Genomic DNA, 20,259 nt, shown 5'->3' with positions numbered 1-20,259 from the left:
CTACCTTGGAGAATATCGCATGACCCCGTTCCAGCCCCTGTGCCTGCCCAATGGCAGCGTCATCCCCAATCGCATTGCCAAGGCGGCCATGGAAGAAAACCTCGCCAATCAGGATCAGACCCCTTCCGATCAGTTGCTGCGCCTGTATCAGGCCTGGGCCGAAGGCGGCGCCGGCTTGCTGCTGACAGGTAACGTCATGATCGACCCCAGCGCCATGACCGGGCCAGGGGGCGTGATGCTCGATGACAGCCAGCCGTTGCAACGTTTTCGCCAATGGGCCGAAGCAGGCCGCGCCCAAGGCGCGCAGTTCTGGATGCAGATCAACCACCCCGGGCGGCAAATGCAGGCCAACCTTGGCCAGCCAACCGTGGCACCCTCGGCGGTGGCACTGAACATGGGCGGTTTGTCGAAACTGTTCCCGCAGCCCAAGGCCCTGGACGAAAGCGAAATCGCCGCGTTGATCCAGCGCTTCGCCCGCACTTCGGCACTGGCCGAACAAGCCGGCTTCAGCGGTGTGCAGATACACGCCGCCCACGGCTACCTGCTCAGCCAGTTCCTCTCGCCGCTGACCAACCGGCGCCAGGACCGCTGGGGTGGCAGCCTGGAAAACCGTGCACGGCTGTTGCTGGAAGTGGTGAAGGCGGTGCGCGAGGTGGTGGCTCCCGGCTTCAGCGTGGCGGTCAAGCTCAACTCGGCTGACTTCCAGCGCGGCGGTTTCGAACCGGCAGATGCGCGCCAGGTCGTGCTATGGCTGAACGAACTGCCGGTGGACCTGGTGGAGCTGTCCGGGGGCAGCTACGAAGCACCGGCCATGCAAGGCGATGCCCGGGATGGCCGAACCTTGGCGCGGGAGGCCTATTTCCTCGATTTCGCCCGCGACATTGCCGCGATTGCCCGCATGCCTGTGATGGTCACCGGTGGCATCCGTCGCCTGGCGGTGGTCGAACAGGTGCTCGCCAATGGCGTGGCGATGGCAGGCATTGCCACCGCTCTGGCGGTCGACCCCACCCTGCCCCGGCGCTGGCAAAACGGCGAGACCAACGCATTGGCCGAACTGCCGCCGATCCGCTGGAAGCGCAAGGCATTCGCCGCCCTTGCCTACATGGCGCTGGTGAAGTTGCAGATGCGCCGGCTCGCCGCCGGCAGCAAACCCCAGGCCAAGGCCTCCCCGCTGCGCGCCCTGCTGCTGGAACAGTGGTGCACGCTGCGTCGGGTCAAGCAATACAAGCGTATGATGAATAGCCGACTGGATTGATGCTGTTCCGCAACGGCGTTCTCTGACAGGAGCACTGCCATGAACAAATCAACTTGTGCGCTGATACTGACGTTGTCAGTGCTCACTGGCTGTTCAAGTAACGCATCCACTTACCATGACCAGCCGTTGGTAACCAAAGTCGATACCGGCATGAGCAAAGAGCAAGTACTGCAAATAGGTGGCAAACCGGGCGCCCAGTCCGAGCGCACGGTAGTGCCTGGAACGTGCTTCGACTACATGCTGAGCAAACCGGGGCAGAAGCAACAACCTTACATGGTCAGCTTCGATCAGGCCGGGAAGGTCGACAAGACCAGCTTCATGACCTGCGCCGAATGGAGCAATGCCCAGCAGAAGGCCCGGCAGGCATTACCCAGCATGGGCGGTATGGGAGGTTCAGGCTACTGAGGCACCCGGCAGCCGGTCACTCAAGGCACTCTCTGGCGGCCATGCGCAGCTTGTCACTCGACAGAAAGCTGCCTTTGTAGAAAGTTGCCCGGCTGCCATCGTGATACTCGACCACTTCCAGCACCTCGTCTGAAGTGACGGCACTCGGTGCAGTCAGCCGATAACCATGGCTGATGGACTTTTGCGTTGTCTGGGGGGACAGTGCCTGCCACTTTGGCAGTACGCAGGCGGCGTACACATCCGGGGATTTTGCAGTGAGCTTGCTGGCAGTGGGCTTGCCCGGGTTGGCGCACGCAACAAGACTCGCAGCGAGTGCAGCGCAGAAGAGGATACGAACGGTTGGCATTTGCGATTAACCTGACTGGAACATGGGCCATTCTAGCCGGGATCGAGCCACAGGAGTAATCCACCAAGGTCGTGCGCAGGCTTGATTGCAACCGCGCAAGACTTCCGTCGAATGGGCAAGACGGCCCTATCCCCTAGAATGAACCCCGCTGATGGATCAGCACCCATCGCAAAAAGCCCGCTCTCATGTGCGCGGGCTTTTTGCACTTGCAGATCAATGGATCAGGCTTTTTTACACATCAATGCAGCATCGAGCAGCCTGCCATGGTCGTACCAGGCGTCGCGCTGGTAGGCCGTGAACTGACGCTCGGTCCCCGTTCCGCGCAGTTCTACCAAACCAGCGGCCTGGGTAGGGTCGGTACTTTCGACGTACAGTTTCACCGAGTTGTCGCCATCGACCTCATAGGTTTTCACATTACCTTGAAGTTCGCCTTTGACACACCCTAGATAAACGGGTGTGCTTCTGTCGGTAGTACCGGACGTATAATCATGGCCATCCCGTACATCCCGATTCTGTGCGCACCCGCCCATCAACAGCGTGGCGAAAGTGGTTAACAGTATTGCGCCTGCGACCGATCTTGAACGCTTCACGCGACACGCTCCTGCTGCCCCATCGATAACTGACGAAAGAGTGGCCAAGCCGAACGCCCTTTTTTAGTTCTCGTGTGCCCATGGTACTGCGCAAAGTGCACAGCACAATATTCTTGTTTGCTATATGGGCAATGGCCCATGACTGGCAACTTTGCGACTTTCGCATTATTTCTTTAGCCGAGCGGAACGATTTCAATCAGCCATGATTCTGATGCGTATCGACCAGATGCACCGTTCAGGAGAGGTCCATGGTGTGGTGGCTGGAAATACTCGCCCAGTTCGTGATTTCAACAGGCCTTGCCGTGTTCAGCATCTTTGTGTTCTGGGCCTACACGCTGGCGTTCGGCAGGACCTACAGCAAGCTTCTATCAGCCGCGTTGGCGCTGGCCCTGCTGGGCATCGCAGCTTTCCCCCATGGGACGAGCTTCGCCATCAGCCAGCAGGCGCTGCCGGGGGCTGGCAGCGAATTCCTGTTGCTGGTCGCGGACGCCTTGGGTGTGATCAGCGCCGTCATGATTGCATCGTTCTTCTTCAACCCTGGGCGGTTGCTCGAAGAATCATGACGGCAGCCGGGCTATCCGCCCAGCCCTTGGCCGGTGAGCGAACAGCCGTCTGCTTCAGTACAGTCAGCGTGGGCCGCCATGTCCCCCACCATGCCCACCACCGCCACCTGGCGGCATGAACATCCAGCCACCTGCCAGTGTGGATAACCAATGCCGCCTTGCATCAGTAACGACGATAGTCCTGGTGCCCGCCGCGATCTTCATCGTAGTAATGCCGGTGGTGGTGATCCCCGTCGTGCCAGTAAGGCCAGCAGCCACTGAGCAACAACAACCCGGACAACACGACAACCCATGCAGTCTTGCGTTTCATGTGCGTACCTCCAGCCAGGCGAAGCGAGGCCTTGCTTACGTTGGACTGTGCAAAAAACAGAGGTTCGGGCCGGGCATCATCCGCTGATCTTGTTTCATGATGCCCCCTGCCCCCCGGTTCAATGCCATTGCATTTGACGCCACCTTCACCGCGTGCTCTCCTTACGCCTTGCGTCAGGTGCCCCCATTGGGGGTGAAACGGGAAATCGGTGCGTCGCAGGCCCTTGCCAGGGCCGGGCAAATCCGGTGCTGCCCCCGCAACGGTAAGCGAGCGAAGCGTCCAGACCACTGTGCCACGCAGTCCGGCATGGGAAGGTGATGCTTTTCAAGGAGCCCTGCTCCTCCTCGCAAGCCCGGAGACCGGCCTGGCGTTCATGAACACCCCGCGGTGGGCGGGCGCTGTCGCATTCCCTCGGGCGCCCCGTGCCCGGGGCTGCCGCGCGTGTCCCCATTGCCTTCTAGAAAGCAAAAGCAAAAAGCAAAGCAGAGGATCGCGACATGCCCATCACCAGCGCCAAACACAGCATTACTACCCCCGTCACCCTCAGCCAGCGCGTGGTCATCGCCGTCAGTGCCAGCCTGCTCGGCCTGTGCCTGGTGTACTTTGCCGGGTTCTCGCACATCGAAGCCGTGCACAACGCCGCGCACGACACCCGCCACAGCGCCGCCTTCCCTTGCCACTGAGGCTGCCATGATCAAGCGTATCGCCCGCACTGCCGGTTTCAGCGGCTTGCTCGCCGCTCTGTTGCTGACCCTGCTGCAAAGCTTTTGGGTCGCACCGCTGATCCTCGAGGCGGAAACCTATGAAACGGCGGCCCCCGCAGCCGAGCAACACAGCCACGGCGAAAAGGCCAGCGCTGGCCACAGCCACAGCGAGGAAGCCTGGTCGCCAGCAGATGGCTGGCAGCGCATCCTGTCGACCACCGGCGGCAATCTGGTGGTTGCCGTCGGTTTTGCCCTGATCCTCGCCGCCCTGTACAGCCTGCGTGAGCCGGGCCGTACCAGCACTGGGGCGCTGTGGGGACTGGCCGGTTTTGCCGTGTTCTGCCTGGCTCCAACCCTGGGCCTGCCACCGGAACTGCCAGGCACAGCTGCCGCCGACCTCGGTCAGCGCCAGAGCTGGTGGGTCGGCACCGCAGCCGCGACCGCACTGGGCCTGGCCCTGCTGGTGTTCGCACGCCATGGTTTGCTCAAGGCACTGGGCGCCGTCTTGCTGGTGGTACCGCACGTAATCGGCGCTCCGCAGCCGGAAGTCCACGAAAGCCTGGCCCCCGAAGCCCTGGAGGCTCAGTTCAAGATCGCTTCCTGGCTGACCAACGCGGCCTTCTGGGTGGCCCTGGGCCTGCTCAGCGCCTGGTTGTATCGCCGCTCTAGCCACGCCTGATGGCCATCGATCAGCCATTGCCGGCGCTGTACGCCGGCTTCGGCTGCCGTCGGGGTTGCTCGGCGGACGCCCTCGACGCCTTGCTGCATGAAGTGCTGCAGCGTCACGGCCTGAGCGCCACAGCACTTCGCGGTTTTGCCAGCATCGCTGGCAAGGCCGACGAGCCAGGTTTGCAGCAACTCGCCGCACGCTACGCCCTGCCGTTGGAGGTTTTCACTGCCGAGCAACTGCAGCCGTATGAACCCCAGCTCAGCCATCGCTCCGCAATCGCCTACGCCCACAGCGGCTGCTGGGGCGTCGCCGAGAGCACGGCACTGGCCCTGGCCAACCTCAGTCACGCCGGCGCCGCACTCAGGGTGGCCCGCCAGGTGCGCGGCCCCGCTACCCTGGCACTGGCCTGTGCCGGATAATCGCTTCTTTCATCTATTCAAGGATCCGCCATGACGGTCTACTTCATCGGCGCCGGCCCCGGCGACCCGGAACTGATCACGGTCAAGGGCCAACGCCTGATCCGTCAGTGCCCGGTGATCATCTATGCCGGCTCGCTGGTACCCGCGGCGGTGCTCGAAGGGCATCAAGCCGAGACGGTCATCAACAGTGCCGAACTGCACCTCGAACAAATCATCGACGCCATCCGCACCGCACACGCCAATGGCCAAGACGTGGCCCGGGTGCACAGTGGCGACCCCAGCCTGTATGGGGCCATCGGCGAGCAGATCCGCCATCTGCGCGAACTGGGCATCGATTACCAGATCATCCCCGGCGTCACTGCCACCGCCGCCAGCGCGGCACTGCTCGGCTGCGAACTGACCCTGCCGCAAGTAGCGCAGACGGTCATCCTCACCCGCTACGGCGACAGCTCACCGATGCCCGCTGGCGAGCAGCTCGGCGACCTGGCCCGACACGGCAGTACCTTGGCCATTCACCTGGGGGTCAAGCATTTGCCACGTATCGTCGAAGAACTGCTGCCCCACTATGGCCCCGACTGCCCGATCGCGGTGGTTCATCGTGCCACCTGGCCAGACCAGGACTGGGTGCGCGGCACTCTGGCCGATATCGTCGAACAGGTTGCGAGCAGGGGTTTCCGGCGCACCGCCCTGATCCTCGTCGGCCACGTGCTCGGCGATGCGCCGTTCACCGAGTCGGCGCTGTACCGCGCCGGCCACGCCCACCTGTACCGCCCCGGCGACTAGCATTGCCAAGCTGACAAGGGGCGGAGCAGACTGCGCACTCCACCAGACCGGAGGGATACCCATGCTGGAGCTGCGCCCTAACTGTGAATGCTGCGATGCCGATCTGCCGGGCGATAGCCCCGACGCCCTGATTTGCTCGTTCGAATGCACCTTCTGCCGCCACTGCGCTGACCACCGCTTGCAGGGGCGTTGTCCGAATTGCGGCGGCCAGTTGCTACCCCGCCCGACGCGGGTGGGGCAGGCGTTGAGCAACAACCCCGCCTCGACCCAACGGGTCCTCAAGCCTCACCCGACTTGCGCCTGACCCTCCGCCAATACAGGCGCCGCCGCTTCTGACGGTGCTTGTAACGGCTGCCGTGTAGGAAATTTCTACAATATCGGCTCGCTTGTTCAACACACCTATACTCGCCATTACCATGGGTCCGGAATGGTCGTATCGTGCCGCACAGCAGAAAAAGCTTGCAGACGTATTCCTGATTGCTTCAGGAAGCCGACCACATTCCGATAGGAGTTAGTGATATGACAACCGTGCTGATCGTTGATGATCATGCCATCGTCCGTTTTTCCTTGCGCATATTGCTCGAGCGTGAGCGCTTTCGTATCGTCGGCGAAGTCGACAATGGCAGTGAGGTGGCGCAGAAGGTGCGCGAATTGCGCCCGGATGTGGTGCTGCTTGACATCGGGCTCCCCGGCCTGGATGGCATGGAAGTCATCAAGCGCCTGCAACAACAGGAGCCGGCCCCCAGGATCATGGTGCTGACCGGGCAAGCCACCGACCTTTATGTGCGCCGCTGCCTGGATGCCGGCATCGGTGCATTCGTCACCAAAGGCGAGGACCTGGAGGCCGTGGTGTTCGCCCTCAAGGCCTTGACCAAGGGTTACTCCACCTTCCCTCAGATGGCGGTGAACAGCAATACCCTGGAGAGCGAGCCAGAGCGCCTGAACAGCCTGTCCAACCGTGAAATGGAAGTGCTGCGGCGCCTGAGCCGTGGTGAAAACAACAAGAACATCGGCACCTGCATGAACCTCAGTGCCAAGACCATCAGCACCTACCGAGGCCGTATCATGGAAAAGCTCAAGACCGAGTCACTGGTGGAAATGGTGGATCTGGCCAAACGCAACCGCATCAGTTGATGCGTGTGGGTAGCATGAAACCTGTCCTGGCCGGCCTTGCCCTGCTGATCGCCCTGCTCTGTTACCCGTTCATGGCGCTTGCCGATGCTGAACCCAGGCATTTGCTGGCACGCGCCACCAGCGCCACGCAACCACTGCAACTGGATGACGTCGACCGCCAATGGCTGCAGCGGCGCGGCGTGTTGCTGCTGGGGAGTTCACGGCCGGATTACCCGCCCTTTGAAATCAACGTCAGCCTGGCTGATTACGAAGGCCTGAGCGCCGATTATGCCGGGCTGATCGCCGAGCAGCTGGGCGTACCGGTCGAAGTCAGGCGATTCGCCAGCCGTCATGAAGCAATCGCCGCGTTGCGTGCTGGCACCATCGACCTGCTGGGCAGCTCCAATGCCTTTGAAGCTGCCGATGCCCAACTCAGCCTCAGCCTGCCCTATGCCGAGGACCTGCCGGTGATCGTGACGCGCGAAGCCTCCCCCCTGTTACATGGCAAGGACCTGGCCGGCTTGCGCCTGGCGATGGTCGACCACTATCTGCCGGGCGAGGCCGTCCGCGCCCTCTACCCCAATGCCCAACTAAGCCTCTACCGCTCGACCCTGGCGGGCCTTGCGGCAGTCGAACTGGGCGAGGCCGACGCCTATCTGGGCGATGCCATCAGTACCGATTACCTGATCGGCAAGAGTTACCAAGGCATGGTGAAGATCGACCATTTCTGCCAGGTGGCGCCCGGCTCCTTTGCCTTCGCGTTCGCCCATGACAACCCGCGGCTGCGCCGCCTGGTCGATAGTGCCATGGCCAGGATCACCGAAAGCGAGCGCCTGAACATCCTGCGCCGCTGGAGCAGTGGCAATACCAGCCTGTTGCTGGACCGCCACCTGTCAGTACTGACACAGGAAGAAAACGACTGGATAGCCCGGCATCCGACGGTCAGCGTGCTGGTCGACACGGCCCTGGCCCCGCTCACATTCAATGACGCCGAGCAGCATGTCAGCGGTATTACCATCGACCTGCTCAAGCAGATCACCCTGCGCACTGGCTTGCAGTTCAGGTTCATCGAGCAGGGTACCGTGCAGCAGATGGTTGATAAGGTCGCACGCGGCGAGGCTCAGATGATCGGAGCACTGGGCTATGGCACGGAACGCGCGGCCCAGTTGCGCTACACGCGCCCGTATCTGGTCAGCCCCAGGGTGCTGGTGACCCGCGACCAGGCGCCCTCGCCGCTGCACGCCAGGAACCTGGACGGACAACGCATTGCCCTGCTGCAGGGCTCCCACCTTCGCGACGAAGTACTGCAGCGCTTCCCGCAGGCCAAACTGGTCATGGTGAACAACCCCCTTGGCCTGATGGAAGCGGTGGCCAACGGCGACGCGGACGCCGCCTATAGCAGCTATATCAATGCCTCGTACTACATCAACCAGGTCTTCAAGGGGCGCCTGCGTATCGCCGGTGTCGTGGGGGACGAGCCGGCCGTCGCCTCCTTTGCGGTCGCCCCCGACCTGCCGCAATTGCAGGCCATCCTCGACAAGGCGCTGATGAGCATTCCTCCAGAAGAGCTGGAACAGCTGATAAACCGCAGGCGCACCAGCACCTTGGTCAGTGACAGCCCCTGGCGCAACTACCGCACCCTGGCGCTGCAAGTGTTGGTGCTGTCAGCCCTTCTGCTGGCGGGCGTGGTGTTCTGGAACAGCTACTTGCGCAAGCTGATCCACCAGCGCACCGAAGCGCAGCACGCGCTGCAGGCGCAACTGGCCTTCAGCCGCGGTCTGCTGGAGCAACTGCGCCAGGCCAAGGATGAAGCAGAACAGGCCAGCAAGACCAAAAGCGCGTTCCTGGCGACCATGAGCCACGAGATCCGTACCCCCATGAACGCCGTGATAGGCCTGCTGGAACTGGCGCTGGAAGACAACCACGCCGGCCACTGCGACACCCAGACCCTGCAGACCGCCCATGATTCCGCCATTGGCCTGCTCGGGCTGATCGGCGACATCCTTGATATTTCCCGCATCGAATCCGGGCACATGACCCTGCAGCCGGTTGCCACCGACCTGGTCGAACTGCTGCGCAACACCCTGCGCGTATTCGAAGGTAACGCGCGGATAAAGGGCTTGCATCTGCAAGGCGAGCTGCCGGCGGGCCCACTCTGGGTCCTCGCTGACCCGTTACGGGTCAAGCAGATCCTCTCCAACCTGTTGAGCAATGCCATCAAGTTCACCGATCGTGGCGACGTACAGGCCCGCCTCACCTTCAAACCGTCGAGCGCAGGCGACATCGCGCTGGTCGAGGTGAGCGTGACCGACACGGGTATCGGCATTGCCGCCCCGGATCAGGCCCGCCTGTTCAACACCTTTACCCAGGCCTCAGGCCCACGGGCGAGCCAAGGCGCTGGCCTGGGCCTGGTGATCAGCCGGACTCTGACCGAGCTCATGGGAGGTAGGCTGGATTTGCAAAGCGTGGAAGACGTCGGCACCCGGGTGCTCGTGCAGTTGCCGCTGCCACTGAGTGCGCCACCCGCACCCGTGGAACACCCTGCACTCGCCGAAGAAGCCGAAAGCGGGCCGCTGAATGTCCTGGTGGTCGATGACTACCCTGCCAACCTGCTGCTGCTGGAAAAACAGCTACACAGCCTTGGTCACCAGGTGACGCTGGCCGAGAATGGCGAATCGGCGCTGGCCTTGTGGCAAGCCCACCCATTCGACCTGGTCATCACTGACTGCAGCATGCCGGTGATGGACGGCCATGCGTTGGCCCGCAGGGTTCGGCAGCTCGAGCAAGAACGCGGGCTGCCCGCCTGCAACATTCTGGGCGTGACCGCCAATGCCCAGGCCGAAGAGCGTCAACGCTGCCTGGAGAGCGGCATGGACGATTGCCTGTTCAAGCCCATCGGGCTGCAAACACTGAAGGCACACCTGCCACAGGCACGCGCCGCCGCCCATGCACCTGAGTCAAGAGGCAGTGGTTTCGACCTGAACGAACTGCACCACCTGACCCAGAATGACCAGCAACTGACCAGGCGCCTGCTCGAACAACTGACGCAAAGTGCCAGCGAGGACCTGGCTGCCCTGCAAGCCCTGGATGCCGCCAGCGACCGCGAGGCGCTGCGCACCCTCGCTCACCGTATCAAAGGGGGCGCCAAGATGCTGCGGGTGCGCGGGGTGGTCAAGGATTGCGAAGCCATCGAACAGGCCCATGCCCAGGGGCTGCCGACGAGCGCGCTGCACCTGCAGCTGGAAACGAGCCTGCAGGCCTTGCTGCGGGAACTGGGCGACGCCCTCAGTGCAATTGCAGCGTCGAGTTGATCTGGCTGATGGCGTCGACCACGTGACGGGATCCCTGCTGGATTTCCATGATTACCGTTCCCGCCTCGTTGGCCAGGGCAACGCCACGCCCTGTGCGGGACAGGCTCGACTGCATGCTGGCCACGGCGGTCAGCGACAGGTCGTGGTTCTGGCGCACCACGTCGACGATTTCAAGCGTCGCCTTGCTGGTGCGCGCCGCCAGGCTGCGTACCTCGTCGGCCACCACGGCAAAGCCGCGACCATGCTCACCGGCCCGGGCCGCCTCGATGGCCGCGTTCAACGCCAACAGGTTGGTCTGGTCGGCGATGCCACGGATGGTCAGCACAATCTGCCCGATCACATCCGACTGTTTGCTCACCGCATCGATGCTGCGCGCGGCGTCATTGAGTTCCTGGGAAATCTGCTCGATGACCGCCACCGTCTGCTGCACAACCTCGGTCCCCTTGCGCGCGCAGGCATCGGTCTGCACCGAACTGGCATGGGCCGCATCGGCTGCGCTCTGCTGGGTGCTGACCTGCGCGGTGATATCGCTGGCGAACTTGACCACCTTGTACAAGCGCCCTTTGCTGTCGAAGATCGGGTTGTACGAGGCCTCCAGGTACACCGTCTGGCCTAGCTTGTTGATCCGCTCGAAGCGGTGCGAGTGATACTCGCCGCGATTGAGTGAAGCCCAGAACTCGCGGTATGCGCTGGATTCGCGTTCATGGGGCTGGCAGAACAGCCCATGGTGACGCCCCACCACTTCTTCCAGGCGATAACCCATGGTCGCGAGGAAGTTCTGGTTGGCCTTGATCACCCGCCCCTGCGGCGTGAACTCGACCACGGCCATGGACCGGCCAATGGCCTTGAGCAGGCTTTCGCTCTCGTGTTCGTCCTTCACCCGCTCGCTGATATCGGACGCCACCTTGATCACGCTGGTGACCTGCTGTTGCTCGTCGAGCACCGGCATGTAGCTGGCTTCCAGCCAGACCTCACGGCCTGCCTTGTCGACGCGTTCGAAGGTGCCGCTGATGGCCTTGCCCTGGCCCAGTTCATGCCACAATTGCTGGTATTCGGCGGTCTTGGCGTAACCAGGGTCACAGAACAGGCGGTGGTGCTTGCCGCGCAACTCCTCGACGTCGTAGCCCATGGCCTGGCAGAACTGGGCATTGGCATCAAGAATGGTACCGTCCGGGGCGAACTCGATCATGGCCATGCAGCGGCTGATCGCGGCGAGCTTGGCCTGGCTCTCGGCCAGGGCCTTGCGGGTGCGCTGAATCTCGATCAAATCAGACTTGCGGTGGAAGTCGAACATGGCGCCAGGATCCTTGATGCCCAGGTTTTTCTGAGCATAGATCGGCTTTGTTACCGTGCAAGCCAATTGATATCACTTAGTGATTAACCAGTTAGCGACGGTTCCTTAAAAACCTCATGAGCTTTCGCGCACCATCAGTTCAAAGCCTAGATCCTGCTGCTCGGTCGCTACCCGCTTGCCATCGAGCAGCGCCAGCAGCGCCTGGGCTGCGCCCCGACCAACGGCCGCCCGTGGGGTGCGAATGGAGGTCAGGCGCGGCACCATGTGCGCCGAAGCGGGCAGGTCGTTGAAGCCGACCATGGCCACCTGGCTCGGCACCTGGATGCCTTGACGCAACGCCTGCAACACCGCGCCCTGGGCAAGGTCGTCGTTACAGAAGAAGATGCCATCCACATCAGGCGCCTGCTCCAGAAGCTGGCTGAACAGTTCGCTGCCCAGGGCAATGGACGACGGTTGCGGCGCCAGGATCTCCAGTTCGGTGGCCTGCATGCCGGCGTCGGCAAGGGCCTGGCGGAAGCCTTCGGCGCGCTGCATCACCCGTGGGTCGAGCTGCGCCGCAATGAACGCCAGGCGCCGCCTGCCACGCTCGATCAGGTGCGTTGCCGCGGCCCGCCCGGCCTGCTGCTGGGAAAAGCCCACCGACAACGCGCCAGCCTCACCGCCCAGCTCCATCATATGTACGCACGGCACGCCGCTGGCGACCAGCATCTGCCGCGCCGCGTCACTGCGGTCGAAGCCGGTGAGCAGCATGCCACAAGGCTGGTAGGCCAGGTAATTGCGGATCAGGTTCTCTTCTTCGTCGAGGTCGTAGTGATAGTTGCCAATCAGCACTTCCAGCCCACGCGGGCGCATCACCTCGTGGATGGCCTCCAGGGTGTCGATGAACAGCTGGTTGGACAGCGACGGAATCAGCACCACCACCGATTGGCTGCGCGCCGACGCCAACGCCCGAGCCGCAGGATTGGCGACGTAGCCCAGAGACGCGGCAGCGGCCATGACCTTTTCCACCAGCTCCGGCGCAACCGTGCTGACCCCGCGCAACGCTCGCGAAGCGGTGATCGGGGAAACCCCGGAAAGCCTGGCGACTTCAGCCAGCGTGGGACGACCTGTGGTGCGAGAGCCTGTACGGGACATGGATGTTGTAATTTTACTACTTGCAGGAATGGGGAACGGCCACTAAGGTAGCGCTGTCTCAGGACGCAGGCAATGTAATCTTTGGTAGTGGCCACTGCAGCACGCTGCCAAGCGTCCATACTGCGTAAGGACAAGATCAATAACACCGGGGAGGTGGCGTTTCGTCAGCGACGAGACAGCGCTATCTCACCCCGCAGGAGGTACTGATGAATTCTCCCCTGTCCGCCATCGTGGTGATGGGTGTGGCCGGCTGCGGCAAAAGCTGCGTCGGTGATGCCATTGCCAAGCGAAGCGGCGGTCGCCTGATCGAAGGCGACGCATTCCACCCTGCCGAAAACATCCGCAAGATGAGTGCCGGCATCCCGCTGGACGACGATGACCGCGCCGGTTGGCTGGTGCGCCTGGGCCAGGAGCTGCAAGCGACGGTGAAAGCCGGCGAACGGCCGATCCTCACCTGCTCCGCGCTCAAGCGCCGCTACCGCGATACCCTGCGCGAAGCGATGCCGGAGCTGGTATTCGTGTTCCTCGAACTCACCCCCGCAGAAGCGGAAAAACGCGTGCTCGCCCGCCCCGGCCATTTCATGCCGGCCAGCCTGATCGACAGCCAGTTCGCGGCCCTTGAGTCCCCCCGGGGCGAACCCCTGACCCTGCCGCTGGACGCCACTCAACCGATTGCGGTGCTCGCCGAAACGGTCGACACCTGGCTAAAGCCCTGCGGTGAGCGGAACCTGGCGCGGACTGCCTGAACCGGCGGTTTTCCGGCCCACCAAAGATAGCGCTGTCTCGACGCCTGAAGGCGGCGAAAGTTCAATAAATGCTACGCCCAAAACAACGATAAGACCGAGGCATCAAAACCATGTTCGGACTGGCTACAGATACCTACCTGCTGCTCGACGCGCTGGTCACCATCGTCGGGCTGATCCTGCTGATCACCCATTTCAAGGTCCACCCCTTCGTCGCCCTGACCCTGGCCGCCGGTTTCCTCGGCCTAACCTCCGGCATGCCGGTGGCCAAGGTGATGAAATCGTTCCAGGACGGTTTCGGTGGCGTACTCGGCTTCGTCGGTATCGTCCTTGCCCTGGGCACGATGCTCGGCAAGCTGATGGCCGACTCCGGCGGCGCCGACCAGATCGCGCAAACCCTGATCCGCGCCTTCGGCAAGAAGAACGTGCACTGGGCGATGATGTTCGCCGCCTTCCTGGTCGGCATTCCGCTGTTCTTCGAGATCGGCTTCGTGCTGCTGATTCCGCTGGTGTTCATCGTCGCCCGGCGCTCGGGCGTGTCGCTGGTCAAGATCGGCATCCCGCTGCTGGCCGGCCTTTCAGTGGTACATGGCCTGGTCCCGCCACACCCGGGGCCGCTACTGGCGATCGGCATCTTTCACGCCGACATCGGCAAGACCATCTTCTATGGCCTGCTGGTCGCACTGCCCACGGCGATCATCGCCGGCCCGCTGTTCGGTAACTTCATTTCCCGCTATATCCCCGGCAACCCGTCGCAGGAGCTGATGGACCAGATTGCCAAGGAATCGGACCAGAGCAACCTGCCAAGCTTCACCATCACCCTGGTCACCGTGCTGCTGCCCGTGGCGTTGATGCTGCTCAAGACGTTCGCCGATGTGGTACTGCCGGCCGAGCACATCATCCGCCAGTGGATGGACCTGATCGGCCACCCGATCACCGCCCTGCTCGCTGCCCTGTTGCTGGCCTTCTATACCTTCGGTTCGGCCCGTGGCTTCAGCCGCCAGCAGATCATGAAGATGCTCGACCAGAGCCTGGCGCCGACTGCGGCCATCGTGCTGATCGTCGGTGCCGGTGGCGGCTTCAAGCAGATGCTGGTGGATACCGGCGTGGGCAACGTGATCGGGCAGATGGCCGTGCAGGCGGAAATTTCGCCCATCATGCTGGCCTGGCTGGTGGCGGCGGTGATCCGCATCGCCACAGGTTCGGCGACCGTGGCGACCATTACCGGTGCCGGCATCGTCGCCCCGGTGATCGACCTGGTGCCAGGGGTCAACCGCGAACTGCTGGTGCTGGCCACCGGCGCCGGCTCGCTGATCCTGTCCCACGTCAACGACGCCGGCTTCTGGCTGGTGAAGCAGTACTTCAACATGACCGTGGCCGAAACCTTCAAGACCTGGAGCATGATGGAGACGATCCTGTCGATCGTAGGCATCATCTTCATCATGGCGCTGTCGACGGTAGTGTGACCGCTGATCGGGGTGATGGCACCTGAGCATCGCGGGTAGGGCCCAACACAGGTATGAGCCCTACCCTACGCAAAGGAGCCTGCCATGCCCCGTTCAACCTTGCTGCTGCTTGCCCTGCTCACCTCGCCGCTGGCCCTGGCGGTCGGCACCGGGCCCACCTACCCCGATGACCCGCACAACCCGGCGCCGCAGCCGGGTGTCGACAGCACCTTGAACCCCATCGAGAAGCCCATGCCCCGGGATACCGATCCGCGCATTCAGGGCAATGACCCAGAAAGCCCACCGGCCAAGCAGGATGACAACCGTGACCTGCCGGGGATGGATGGCAGCGGCTCGGAAGGCACTGGCCGAGAAGGCGGGAACAGTTCAGGAGGTCGCCAACAATAGAACCCCAGGGGCGCCATGCGCCCCCGGCCTTACCACTGGCGCTTGTCGGGCCGGGTAAGCCCCAGCTTCTCGATACGATAACGCAGCATGTCCCGAGACAGGCCCAGCATCCGCGCCGACTTGGTGACATTCCAGTCGGTACGATCCAGGGTCTTGCACACCAGGTCGCGCTCCATGTCCGGTAGGCTGGTGCCAGGCTCCGGCTCATGCCGAGGCAACTCATACACGGTCGCCGTCGGCTGTGGCACCAGCGGCTCGTCGATCAGGGTCGTGCACAGGTTCAGTTGGTGCGCCTGCACCACTTCATTGGGCGCGAGCAGAACGGTTTGCTCCAGCATGTTACGCAATTCGCGCACATTGCCCGGCCAGCTGTAGCTCAACATCAAGGCCTCGGCCTCGGCGCTGAAACGCAGGTTCGGCTTGCCATAGCGGCGCCCGTGGTGCGCCAGGAAATGCCGGGCCAGCAACAGCACATCCTGGCCCCGGGCATACAGCCGCGGCACTTTCAGGGCGATGATGCGCAGGCGGAAGAACAGGTCGCGGCGGAACTTGCCCTGCTGCACCATCTGCTCGAGGTTGCAGTTGGTGGCGCTGATCACCCGCAGGTCGACCTTGCGCTCCTTGACCGCACCGATGCGGCGGATGCTGCGGTCTTCCAGCAACTTGAGCAGCTTGGCCTGCAATACCAGGTCCATCTCGCCGATCTCGTCGAGGAACAACGTGCCGCCGTCGGCCGCCTCCACCAAGCCCACACGACGCTCCTTGGCGTCGGTAAACGCACCCTTCTCATGACCGAACAGCTCGGCCTCCAGCAGATTGGCGGGGATCGAGGCACAGTTGAATTCGATGAACGGCCCCTTGCTGCGCGAGCCGTCGAAATGCAGTGCGCGGGCAACCAGCTCCTTGCCGGTGCCGGTCTCGCCTTCGACCAACACCGGTGGCAGGTCGTCACTGGCCATGCGCCGCTCGGCGTCGAGCACCTGATGCAACGTGTGCTTGAGGGTGAGCATCGCCGGCGATTCGCCGATCAGCGCCTGCAACCCGGACTTCTGCGCCTCGCGCTCCTGGTAAAACGACAGGGTGCGCTCCATGCGCTCGGCCGCAAGGGCCTTTTCCAGGGTCAGCTTGAGCTCGGCCAGCACCACCGGTTTGGTCAGGTAGTGGAACGCGCCCTCCTTCATGGCCTGCACGGCGTCTTCGACATTGCCGTAACCGGTCATCATGATCACTTTCAAGTCCGGCGCCTGCTTCACCAGGGTACGCAGCAGGTCGTGCCCGCTCATGCCCGGCAGCGAGTTGTCGGTCAGTACCGCATCGGGCTGGACCCGTTTTATCTGTTCCAGCGCCAGCTCGGCACTGTGGCAGAGCGTCACCTCGAAGCCCTTGAGGCTGAGGTAGGTGCGAATGTTGTCGCCGAGGATTTCGTCATCCTCAACTACCAGGATGCTGTGCTCCATGGTCCCCTCCCGCTGCGATATTGAAAGTGAGGCTGACGCGGGTTCCTTCCTCTTCACGGCTGCTCAGGCTGACCGAGCCGCCAAACCGTTCCATGATCCGCTTGACCAGGGCCAGGCCCACACCGAGGCCGCCCTGCTTGGTCGTGAAGAATGGCTTGAACACCATTCTTTCCTGCTGTTGGCTCATGCCCTTGCCGGTGTCGCTGAGCAGTAGCTGCGCGCGCTGGCCATCCTGCACGCTCACCTGCGCATGCAGGACGCCACCCTTGGGCATGGCTTCCAGGGCATTGGAAAACAGGCTGTTGAGAATCTGCGTCAATTGCAGGGGCTGGCTGGCCACCCACTGTGCCTGCGGCCCCTCGAAGCTGAAGCGTACGCCGTTGCGCTCGATCTGCTGGGCAAAGGCCTGGTGGGTATCTTCGATGGCCGCCACCAGGTCCACCGCCTCGGCGGTATCGCTGGCCGGGCGCAGCGACACCAGCAGCTCACGCACCCAACGCGACATGCGGTCGACCTGGGTGATGATGTCATTGATGTTCTTCTGCGCCAGCGGGCTGGCGATTTCCTCGGCCAGCTCGGCGCTGGAGCGGATGTTGGCCAGCGGGTTGCGCAAGCTATGGGCCACGGCCGAAGACATCTCGCCCAATGCCACATAGGTTTCGCTGGCCACCAGCCGGTCCTGTTGCTGCTGCAGCATGTACGCGGCGCGGCGCACGATCCAGAACAGGCCGAAGTAGATCAGCGCGCCCCCCACCAGGGTCGAGGCCCAGATCAGCACGTAACCACGCTGGATGCGCCGCACCAGGTCCTGCGGCTCCTTGTAGATCTCGATCATGGCCATGACCTGCTCGCCCTGGCTGTCGAACAAGGGGATGTAGTTCTCGATGAACAGATACTTGGGCTCGCGCTGGAATTTCTGCTCTTCCCGATCGTCCTCGGCCTTGTGGTAGCTGGCCGATACCGCCTTGCGCGAGCGGAAGGCGCGGTCCAGGTCCCCGTCGGCTTCGATGCGCTTGCCGATCAGCTCGGGGTTGGTGGACCAGATGATGGTACGGTCACGGGCATAGGCGTTGGCCAGCAAGATATCGGGCAAGTGCTCGACATGATCGAGAAACTCGACCCGGGTCGACTCGGCCAGGGCCGGGCTGACCTGCAGGTGCTGTTGATCCAGGCGCGGGTTGAGCAGTTCACCCATGGTGGTGCCGGGCGGCAATTGCGAATGACGCACTTCGGCAAGGGCCAGGGACTGGATGAACTGGGCGGTGAGCATGGCATCGCGCTGGACGCTGTCGCGGACCACGAAGCGGGTCGACACGTAACCCAAGCCGCCAGCCACTGCGGTGATGATCAGCAGGCTGATCACCGAGAACCAGCGCAGCAGGTTGAACTCGCGAAGCGGCACGGCAAGGCTGCTGCTGGGCAGTGCGGCGGGCTTCACGGGCACATCTTCATCCAGCATCTGCATCGCGTCGTTCCCTTGCAGGGAGTCCGTTCAGAATGTGATCACCTTATTGCTACCGACAGTAGCAAAATGATGTCAATCCACCAGGGCAGCTTCTGCCGCCTTTGTCGCGCGTTACCTGCTGCGAGTACCTGCAAGAACTCCGCCACGCCCGTTAACCAATCGTCATATCCAAATAAATCAATTAGTTACAGAGTATTCATGGTTTCAGTTCGAGGTTGATTCCCCACATTTGGGTACTCTTTACCCAAAAATTAACAATTTCATATATATCAGCTACTTATATCGTAATGTGTTTTTAGTGGTCATGACCGCACCAGCCGGAAACACAGCGAGACCCGCGTGCCATGGCCTTGGCTGCTGCTCAGCCGGACTGAACCGCCAAAGCGTTCCATGATGCGTTTGACCAGTACCAGCCCCACACCCAGCCCACCTGGCTTGGTGCTGAAAAATGGCCTGAACGCCAAGCGCTGCTGCTTTTCGTTCATGCCTTTTCCGGTATCGGCCAGGCGTAAGGTCAGGCTGCGCCGGTCACGCTTGACCACCTCGATACGCAACTGCCCGCCCTGCTCCATCGCCTCCAAGGCATTAACGATCAGGCTGTTGAAGATCTGCCCGAGCAGCGCCGGATGGCTGAGCACCTGCACCGACGATAACGGTCGCAGGTCCAGGGTTACCCCGCTGCGGGCAAGCGGCACGGCGAAACTCTGCAAGCTCTCCTGCAGGACCTTTGGCAGGTCGACCGGTACCGCTTCGTCATTCAGCGGCCGCAAGGATTGCAGCAACTGGCGAATCCACTGCGACATGCGGTCGACCTGGCTGATGATCTCATTGATGTTACGTTGTGCCGGGCCGTCATCGAAGGCCTGGGCCAGTTCGGCGCTGGAGCGGATGCTGGCCAGCGGGTTGCGCAGGCTGTGGGCGACCGCAGAAGACACTTCGCCAAGGGCCACATAAGTCTCGCTGTTGATCAGCCGTTTCTGTTGCACCGCCATCACCCGCGCGGCGCGGCGCATGATGCCGTACAGGCCGATGTAGACCAGCGCAGCCCCCACGGTGATGGCCAGCCAGATCAGAATCAGCCCGTGCTCGATGCGCACGATCAGGTCGTGGGGCTCCTTGTAGATTTCCACCATTGCCGTGACGCTATCGCCGTCAGCATCGAACAAAGGGATGTAGTTTTCGATGAACAGTTGCTCCGGCGGGGTCACGAACTTCTGTTCGGTGCGTGCCTGTTCGAAATCGTGATAGCTTGCCGACACCCGCATCTTGTGTTCGAAGGCCCGTTCCAGGTCATCATCGGCATTGATCAACTTGCCCGTCAGGGCCGGGTTGGTCGACCAGATCACCGTGCGGTCCGGGGCATAGATGTTGGCCAGCAGTATGTCCGGCAGGTGGGCGATGTGGTCAAGAAACTCACCACGGGCCGTGCGCCGCGCTTGCGGGTCGACGTCAGGCATGGCCACACGGTCGGTGCGCGGGTCGAGCAGTTCGCCCATGGTGCGCACATTGGGGATCGACACATGGCGTACTTCGGCGTCGGCGATCGAGGTGATGAACTGCGCGGTGAGCAAGGCGTCGCGCTCGATGCTCTCATCGATGATGAAGCGACTGGAAATCAGCCCCAGCCCTGCGGCAACCGAGAGGATGATCGCCAGGCTCACCCAGGCGTACCAGCGCAGCAGGTTGAACGGCCTGCGCGGGGTAGCGGCGTCGCTGCCCGCAGGCGCCTCGGGTGCTTCGGAACGGGGGGCGATGTCCATGACGGACTCCACTGCAGGGCACCTGTTGAAAGGTTATAGCCCAGAGTTGGGTAACCATGGCATTGATTGGGGACGAGTTGCGCC

At 62.6% G+C, this 20,259-nt stretch carries 20 protein-coding genes, 2 pseudogenes and 1 riboswitch; of the genes and pseudogenes, 13 read left to right on the top strand and 9 right to left on the bottom strand.

Going from position 1 to position 20,259, the window contains the following annotated elements; all coding sequences use genetic code 11:
• Positions 1-19 precede the first annotated feature (19 nt).
• Both BGP85_RS04510 and osmE read left to right on the top strand, forming a co-directional pair.
• Positions 20-1,255 carry an NADH:flavin oxidoreductase/NADH oxidase family protein gene (locus BGP85_RS04510; protein ID WP_103447480.1) on the top strand — a complete coding sequence of 412 codons (1,236 nt, stop codon included), beginning with the start codon at positions 20-22 and terminating at the stop codon, positions 1,253-1,255.
• Positions 1,256-1,294: 39 nt separating this feature from the next.
• Positions 1,295-1,660 (top strand): osmotically-inducible lipoprotein OsmE, encoded by a 366-nt coding sequence (osmE, locus tag BGP85_RS04505; protein ID WP_103447481.1) that lies wholly within the window; start codon positions 1,295-1,297, stop codon positions 1,658-1,660.
• Positions 1,661-1,676: 16 nt separating this feature from the next.
• Here osmE and BGP85_RS04500 read toward each other — a convergent pair whose 3' ends face one another.
• Together BGP85_RS04500 and BGP85_RS04495 are read right to left on the bottom strand one after the other, a co-directional pair.
• A complete protein-coding gene (locus BGP85_RS04500; protein WP_103447482.1) occupies positions 1,677-2,006 on the bottom strand; it encodes a hypothetical protein in 330 nt (109 codons plus the stop codon).
• A gap of 221 nt (positions 2,007-2,227) precedes the next feature.
• Entirely contained in the window at positions 2,228-2,596 is a 369-nt protein-coding gene (locus tag BGP85_RS04495) for a hypothetical protein (RefSeq protein ID WP_103447483.1), read from the bottom strand.
• A 248-nt stretch (positions 2,597-2,844) separates the two neighbouring features.
• Here BGP85_RS04495 and BGP85_RS04490 point away from each other — a divergent pair, with 248 nt between their 5' ends.
• Positions 2,845-3,159, top strand: a complete 315-nt coding sequence (locus tag BGP85_RS04490; RefSeq protein ID WP_103447484.1) for a hypothetical protein — start codon at positions 2,845-2,847, stop codon at positions 3,157-3,159.
• 163 nt (positions 3,160-3,322) lie between these two features.
• Here the strand turns inward: BGP85_RS04490 and BGP85_RS28825 are convergent, their stop codons facing one another.
• Positions 3,323-3,469, bottom strand: coding sequence for a hypothetical protein (locus tag BGP85_RS28825; protein ID WP_181004497.1), 147 nt, complete (start codon positions 3,467-3,469; stop codon positions 3,323-3,325).
• 158 nt (positions 3,470-3,627) lie between these two features.
• Positions 3,628-3,851, top strand: a riboswitch (cobalamin riboswitch).
• A gap of 115 nt (positions 3,852-3,966) precedes the next feature.
• Between BGP85_RS28825 and BGP85_RS04485 the strand changes: the two genes are divergently transcribed.
• From BGP85_RS04485 to BGP85_RS04455, 7 genes are all read left to right on the top strand, one after another.
• A complete protein-coding gene (locus tag BGP85_RS04485; RefSeq protein WP_103447485.1) occupies positions 3,967-4,152 on the top strand; it encodes a CbtB domain-containing protein in 186 nt (61 codons plus the stop codon).
• 7 nt (positions 4,153-4,159) lie between these two features.
• Positions 4,160-4,852, top strand: coding sequence for a CbtA family protein (locus tag BGP85_RS04480; protein ID WP_103447486.1), 693 nt, complete (start codon positions 4,160-4,162; stop codon positions 4,850-4,852).
• Positions 4,853-4,869: 17 nt separating this feature from the next.
• A complete protein-coding gene (locus BGP85_RS04475) occupies positions 4,870-5,262 on the top strand; it encodes a cobalamin biosynthesis protein (protein ID WP_103448262.1) in 393 nt (130 codons plus the stop codon).
• 30 nt (positions 5,263-5,292) lie between these two features.
• Positions 5,293-6,045, top strand: coding sequence for a precorrin-4 C(11)-methyltransferase (gene cobM / locus BGP85_RS04470; protein ID WP_103447487.1), 753 nt, complete (start codon positions 5,293-5,295; stop codon positions 6,043-6,045).
• Between the two features lie 61 nt (positions 6,046-6,106).
• Complete coding sequence (locus BGP85_RS04465; protein WP_103447488.1) at positions 6,107-6,349, top strand: DUF1272 domain-containing protein; 243 nt, start codon at positions 6,107-6,109, stop codon at positions 6,347-6,349.
• Between the two features lie 215 nt (positions 6,350-6,564).
• On the top strand, positions 6,565-7,179 hold the full coding sequence (locus tag BGP85_RS04460; protein WP_103447489.1) for a response regulator transcription factor: 615 nt from the start codon (positions 6,565-6,567) through the stop codon (positions 7,177-7,179).
• Positions 7,180-7,193: 14 nt separating this feature from the next.
• Positions 7,194-10,469: a transporter substrate-binding domain-containing protein gene (locus BGP85_RS04455; protein WP_103448263.1), complete on the top strand. Its 3,276-nt coding sequence runs from the start codon at positions 7,194-7,196 to the stop codon at positions 10,467-10,469.
• Here the strand turns inward: BGP85_RS04455 and BGP85_RS29525 are convergent.
• The 3 genes and pseudogenes from BGP85_RS29525 to BGP85_RS04445 form a co-directional block, all read right to left on the bottom strand.
• Positions 10,444-10,875 (bottom strand): annotated as a pseudogene (locus tag BGP85_RS29525) (methyl-accepting chemotaxis protein); the annotation flags it as partial. The gene BGP85_RS04455 and the pseudogene BGP85_RS29525 sit on opposite strands and share 26 nt — an antisense overlap.
• Positions 10,876-10,980: 105 nt before the next feature.
• Positions 10,981-11,763 (bottom strand): annotated as a pseudogene (locus BGP85_RS29520) (PAS domain-containing protein); the annotation flags it as partial.
• Between the two features lie 114 nt (positions 11,764-11,877).
• Complete coding sequence (locus BGP85_RS04445) at positions 11,878-12,897, bottom strand: LacI family DNA-binding transcriptional regulator (RefSeq protein WP_103447491.1); 1,020 nt, start codon at positions 12,895-12,897, stop codon at positions 11,878-11,880.
• A 206-nt stretch (positions 12,898-13,103) separates the two neighbouring features.
• Here BGP85_RS04445 and BGP85_RS04440 point away from each other — a divergent pair, with 206 nt between their 5' ends.
• From BGP85_RS04440 to BGP85_RS04430, 3 genes are all read left to right on the top strand, one after another.
• A complete protein-coding gene (locus BGP85_RS04440) occupies positions 13,104-13,643 on the top strand; it encodes a gluconokinase (protein WP_103447492.1) in 540 nt (179 codons plus the stop codon).
• 110 nt (positions 13,644-13,753) lie between these two features.
• A complete protein-coding gene (locus tag BGP85_RS04435) occupies positions 13,754-15,106 on the top strand; it encodes a GntP family permease (RefSeq protein WP_103447493.1) in 1,353 nt (450 codons plus the stop codon).
• Positions 15,107-15,190: 84 nt separating this feature from the next.
• On the top strand, positions 15,191-15,493 hold the full coding sequence (locus BGP85_RS04430; RefSeq protein WP_103447494.1) for a hypothetical protein: 303 nt from the start codon (positions 15,191-15,193) through the stop codon (positions 15,491-15,493).
• Positions 15,494-15,522: 29 nt separating this feature from the next.
• Here BGP85_RS04430 and BGP85_RS04425 read toward each other — a convergent pair whose 3' ends face one another.
• From BGP85_RS04425 to BGP85_RS04415, 3 genes are all read right to left on the bottom strand, one after another.
• The gene (locus BGP85_RS04425; RefSeq protein WP_103447495.1) at positions 15,523-16,950 is read right to left on the bottom strand and encodes a sigma-54-dependent transcriptional regulator; all 1,428 of its coding nucleotides are present in this window, start codon (positions 16,948-16,950) and stop codon (positions 15,523-15,525) included.
• A complete protein-coding gene (locus BGP85_RS04420) occupies positions 16,925-18,415 on the bottom strand; it encodes an ATP-binding protein (protein WP_103447496.1) in 1,491 nt (496 codons plus the stop codon). The genes BGP85_RS04425 and BGP85_RS04420 overlap by 26 nt, the downstream gene beginning before the upstream one ends.
• Before the next feature lie 302 nt (positions 18,416-18,717).
• A complete protein-coding gene (locus BGP85_RS04415; protein ID WP_103447497.1) occupies positions 18,718-20,175 on the bottom strand; it encodes a sensor histidine kinase in 1,458 nt (485 codons plus the stop codon).
• Positions 20,176-20,259: the final 84 nt, after the last annotated feature.

The sequence above is a fragment of the Pseudomonas putida genome (genome assembly GCF_002906855.1).
Lineage (GTDB): Bacteria > Pseudomonadota > Gammaproteobacteria > Pseudomonadales > Pseudomonadaceae > Aquipseudomonas > Aquipseudomonas putida_N.
This window is presented reverse-complemented; position numbering and strand designations above follow the sequence as displayed.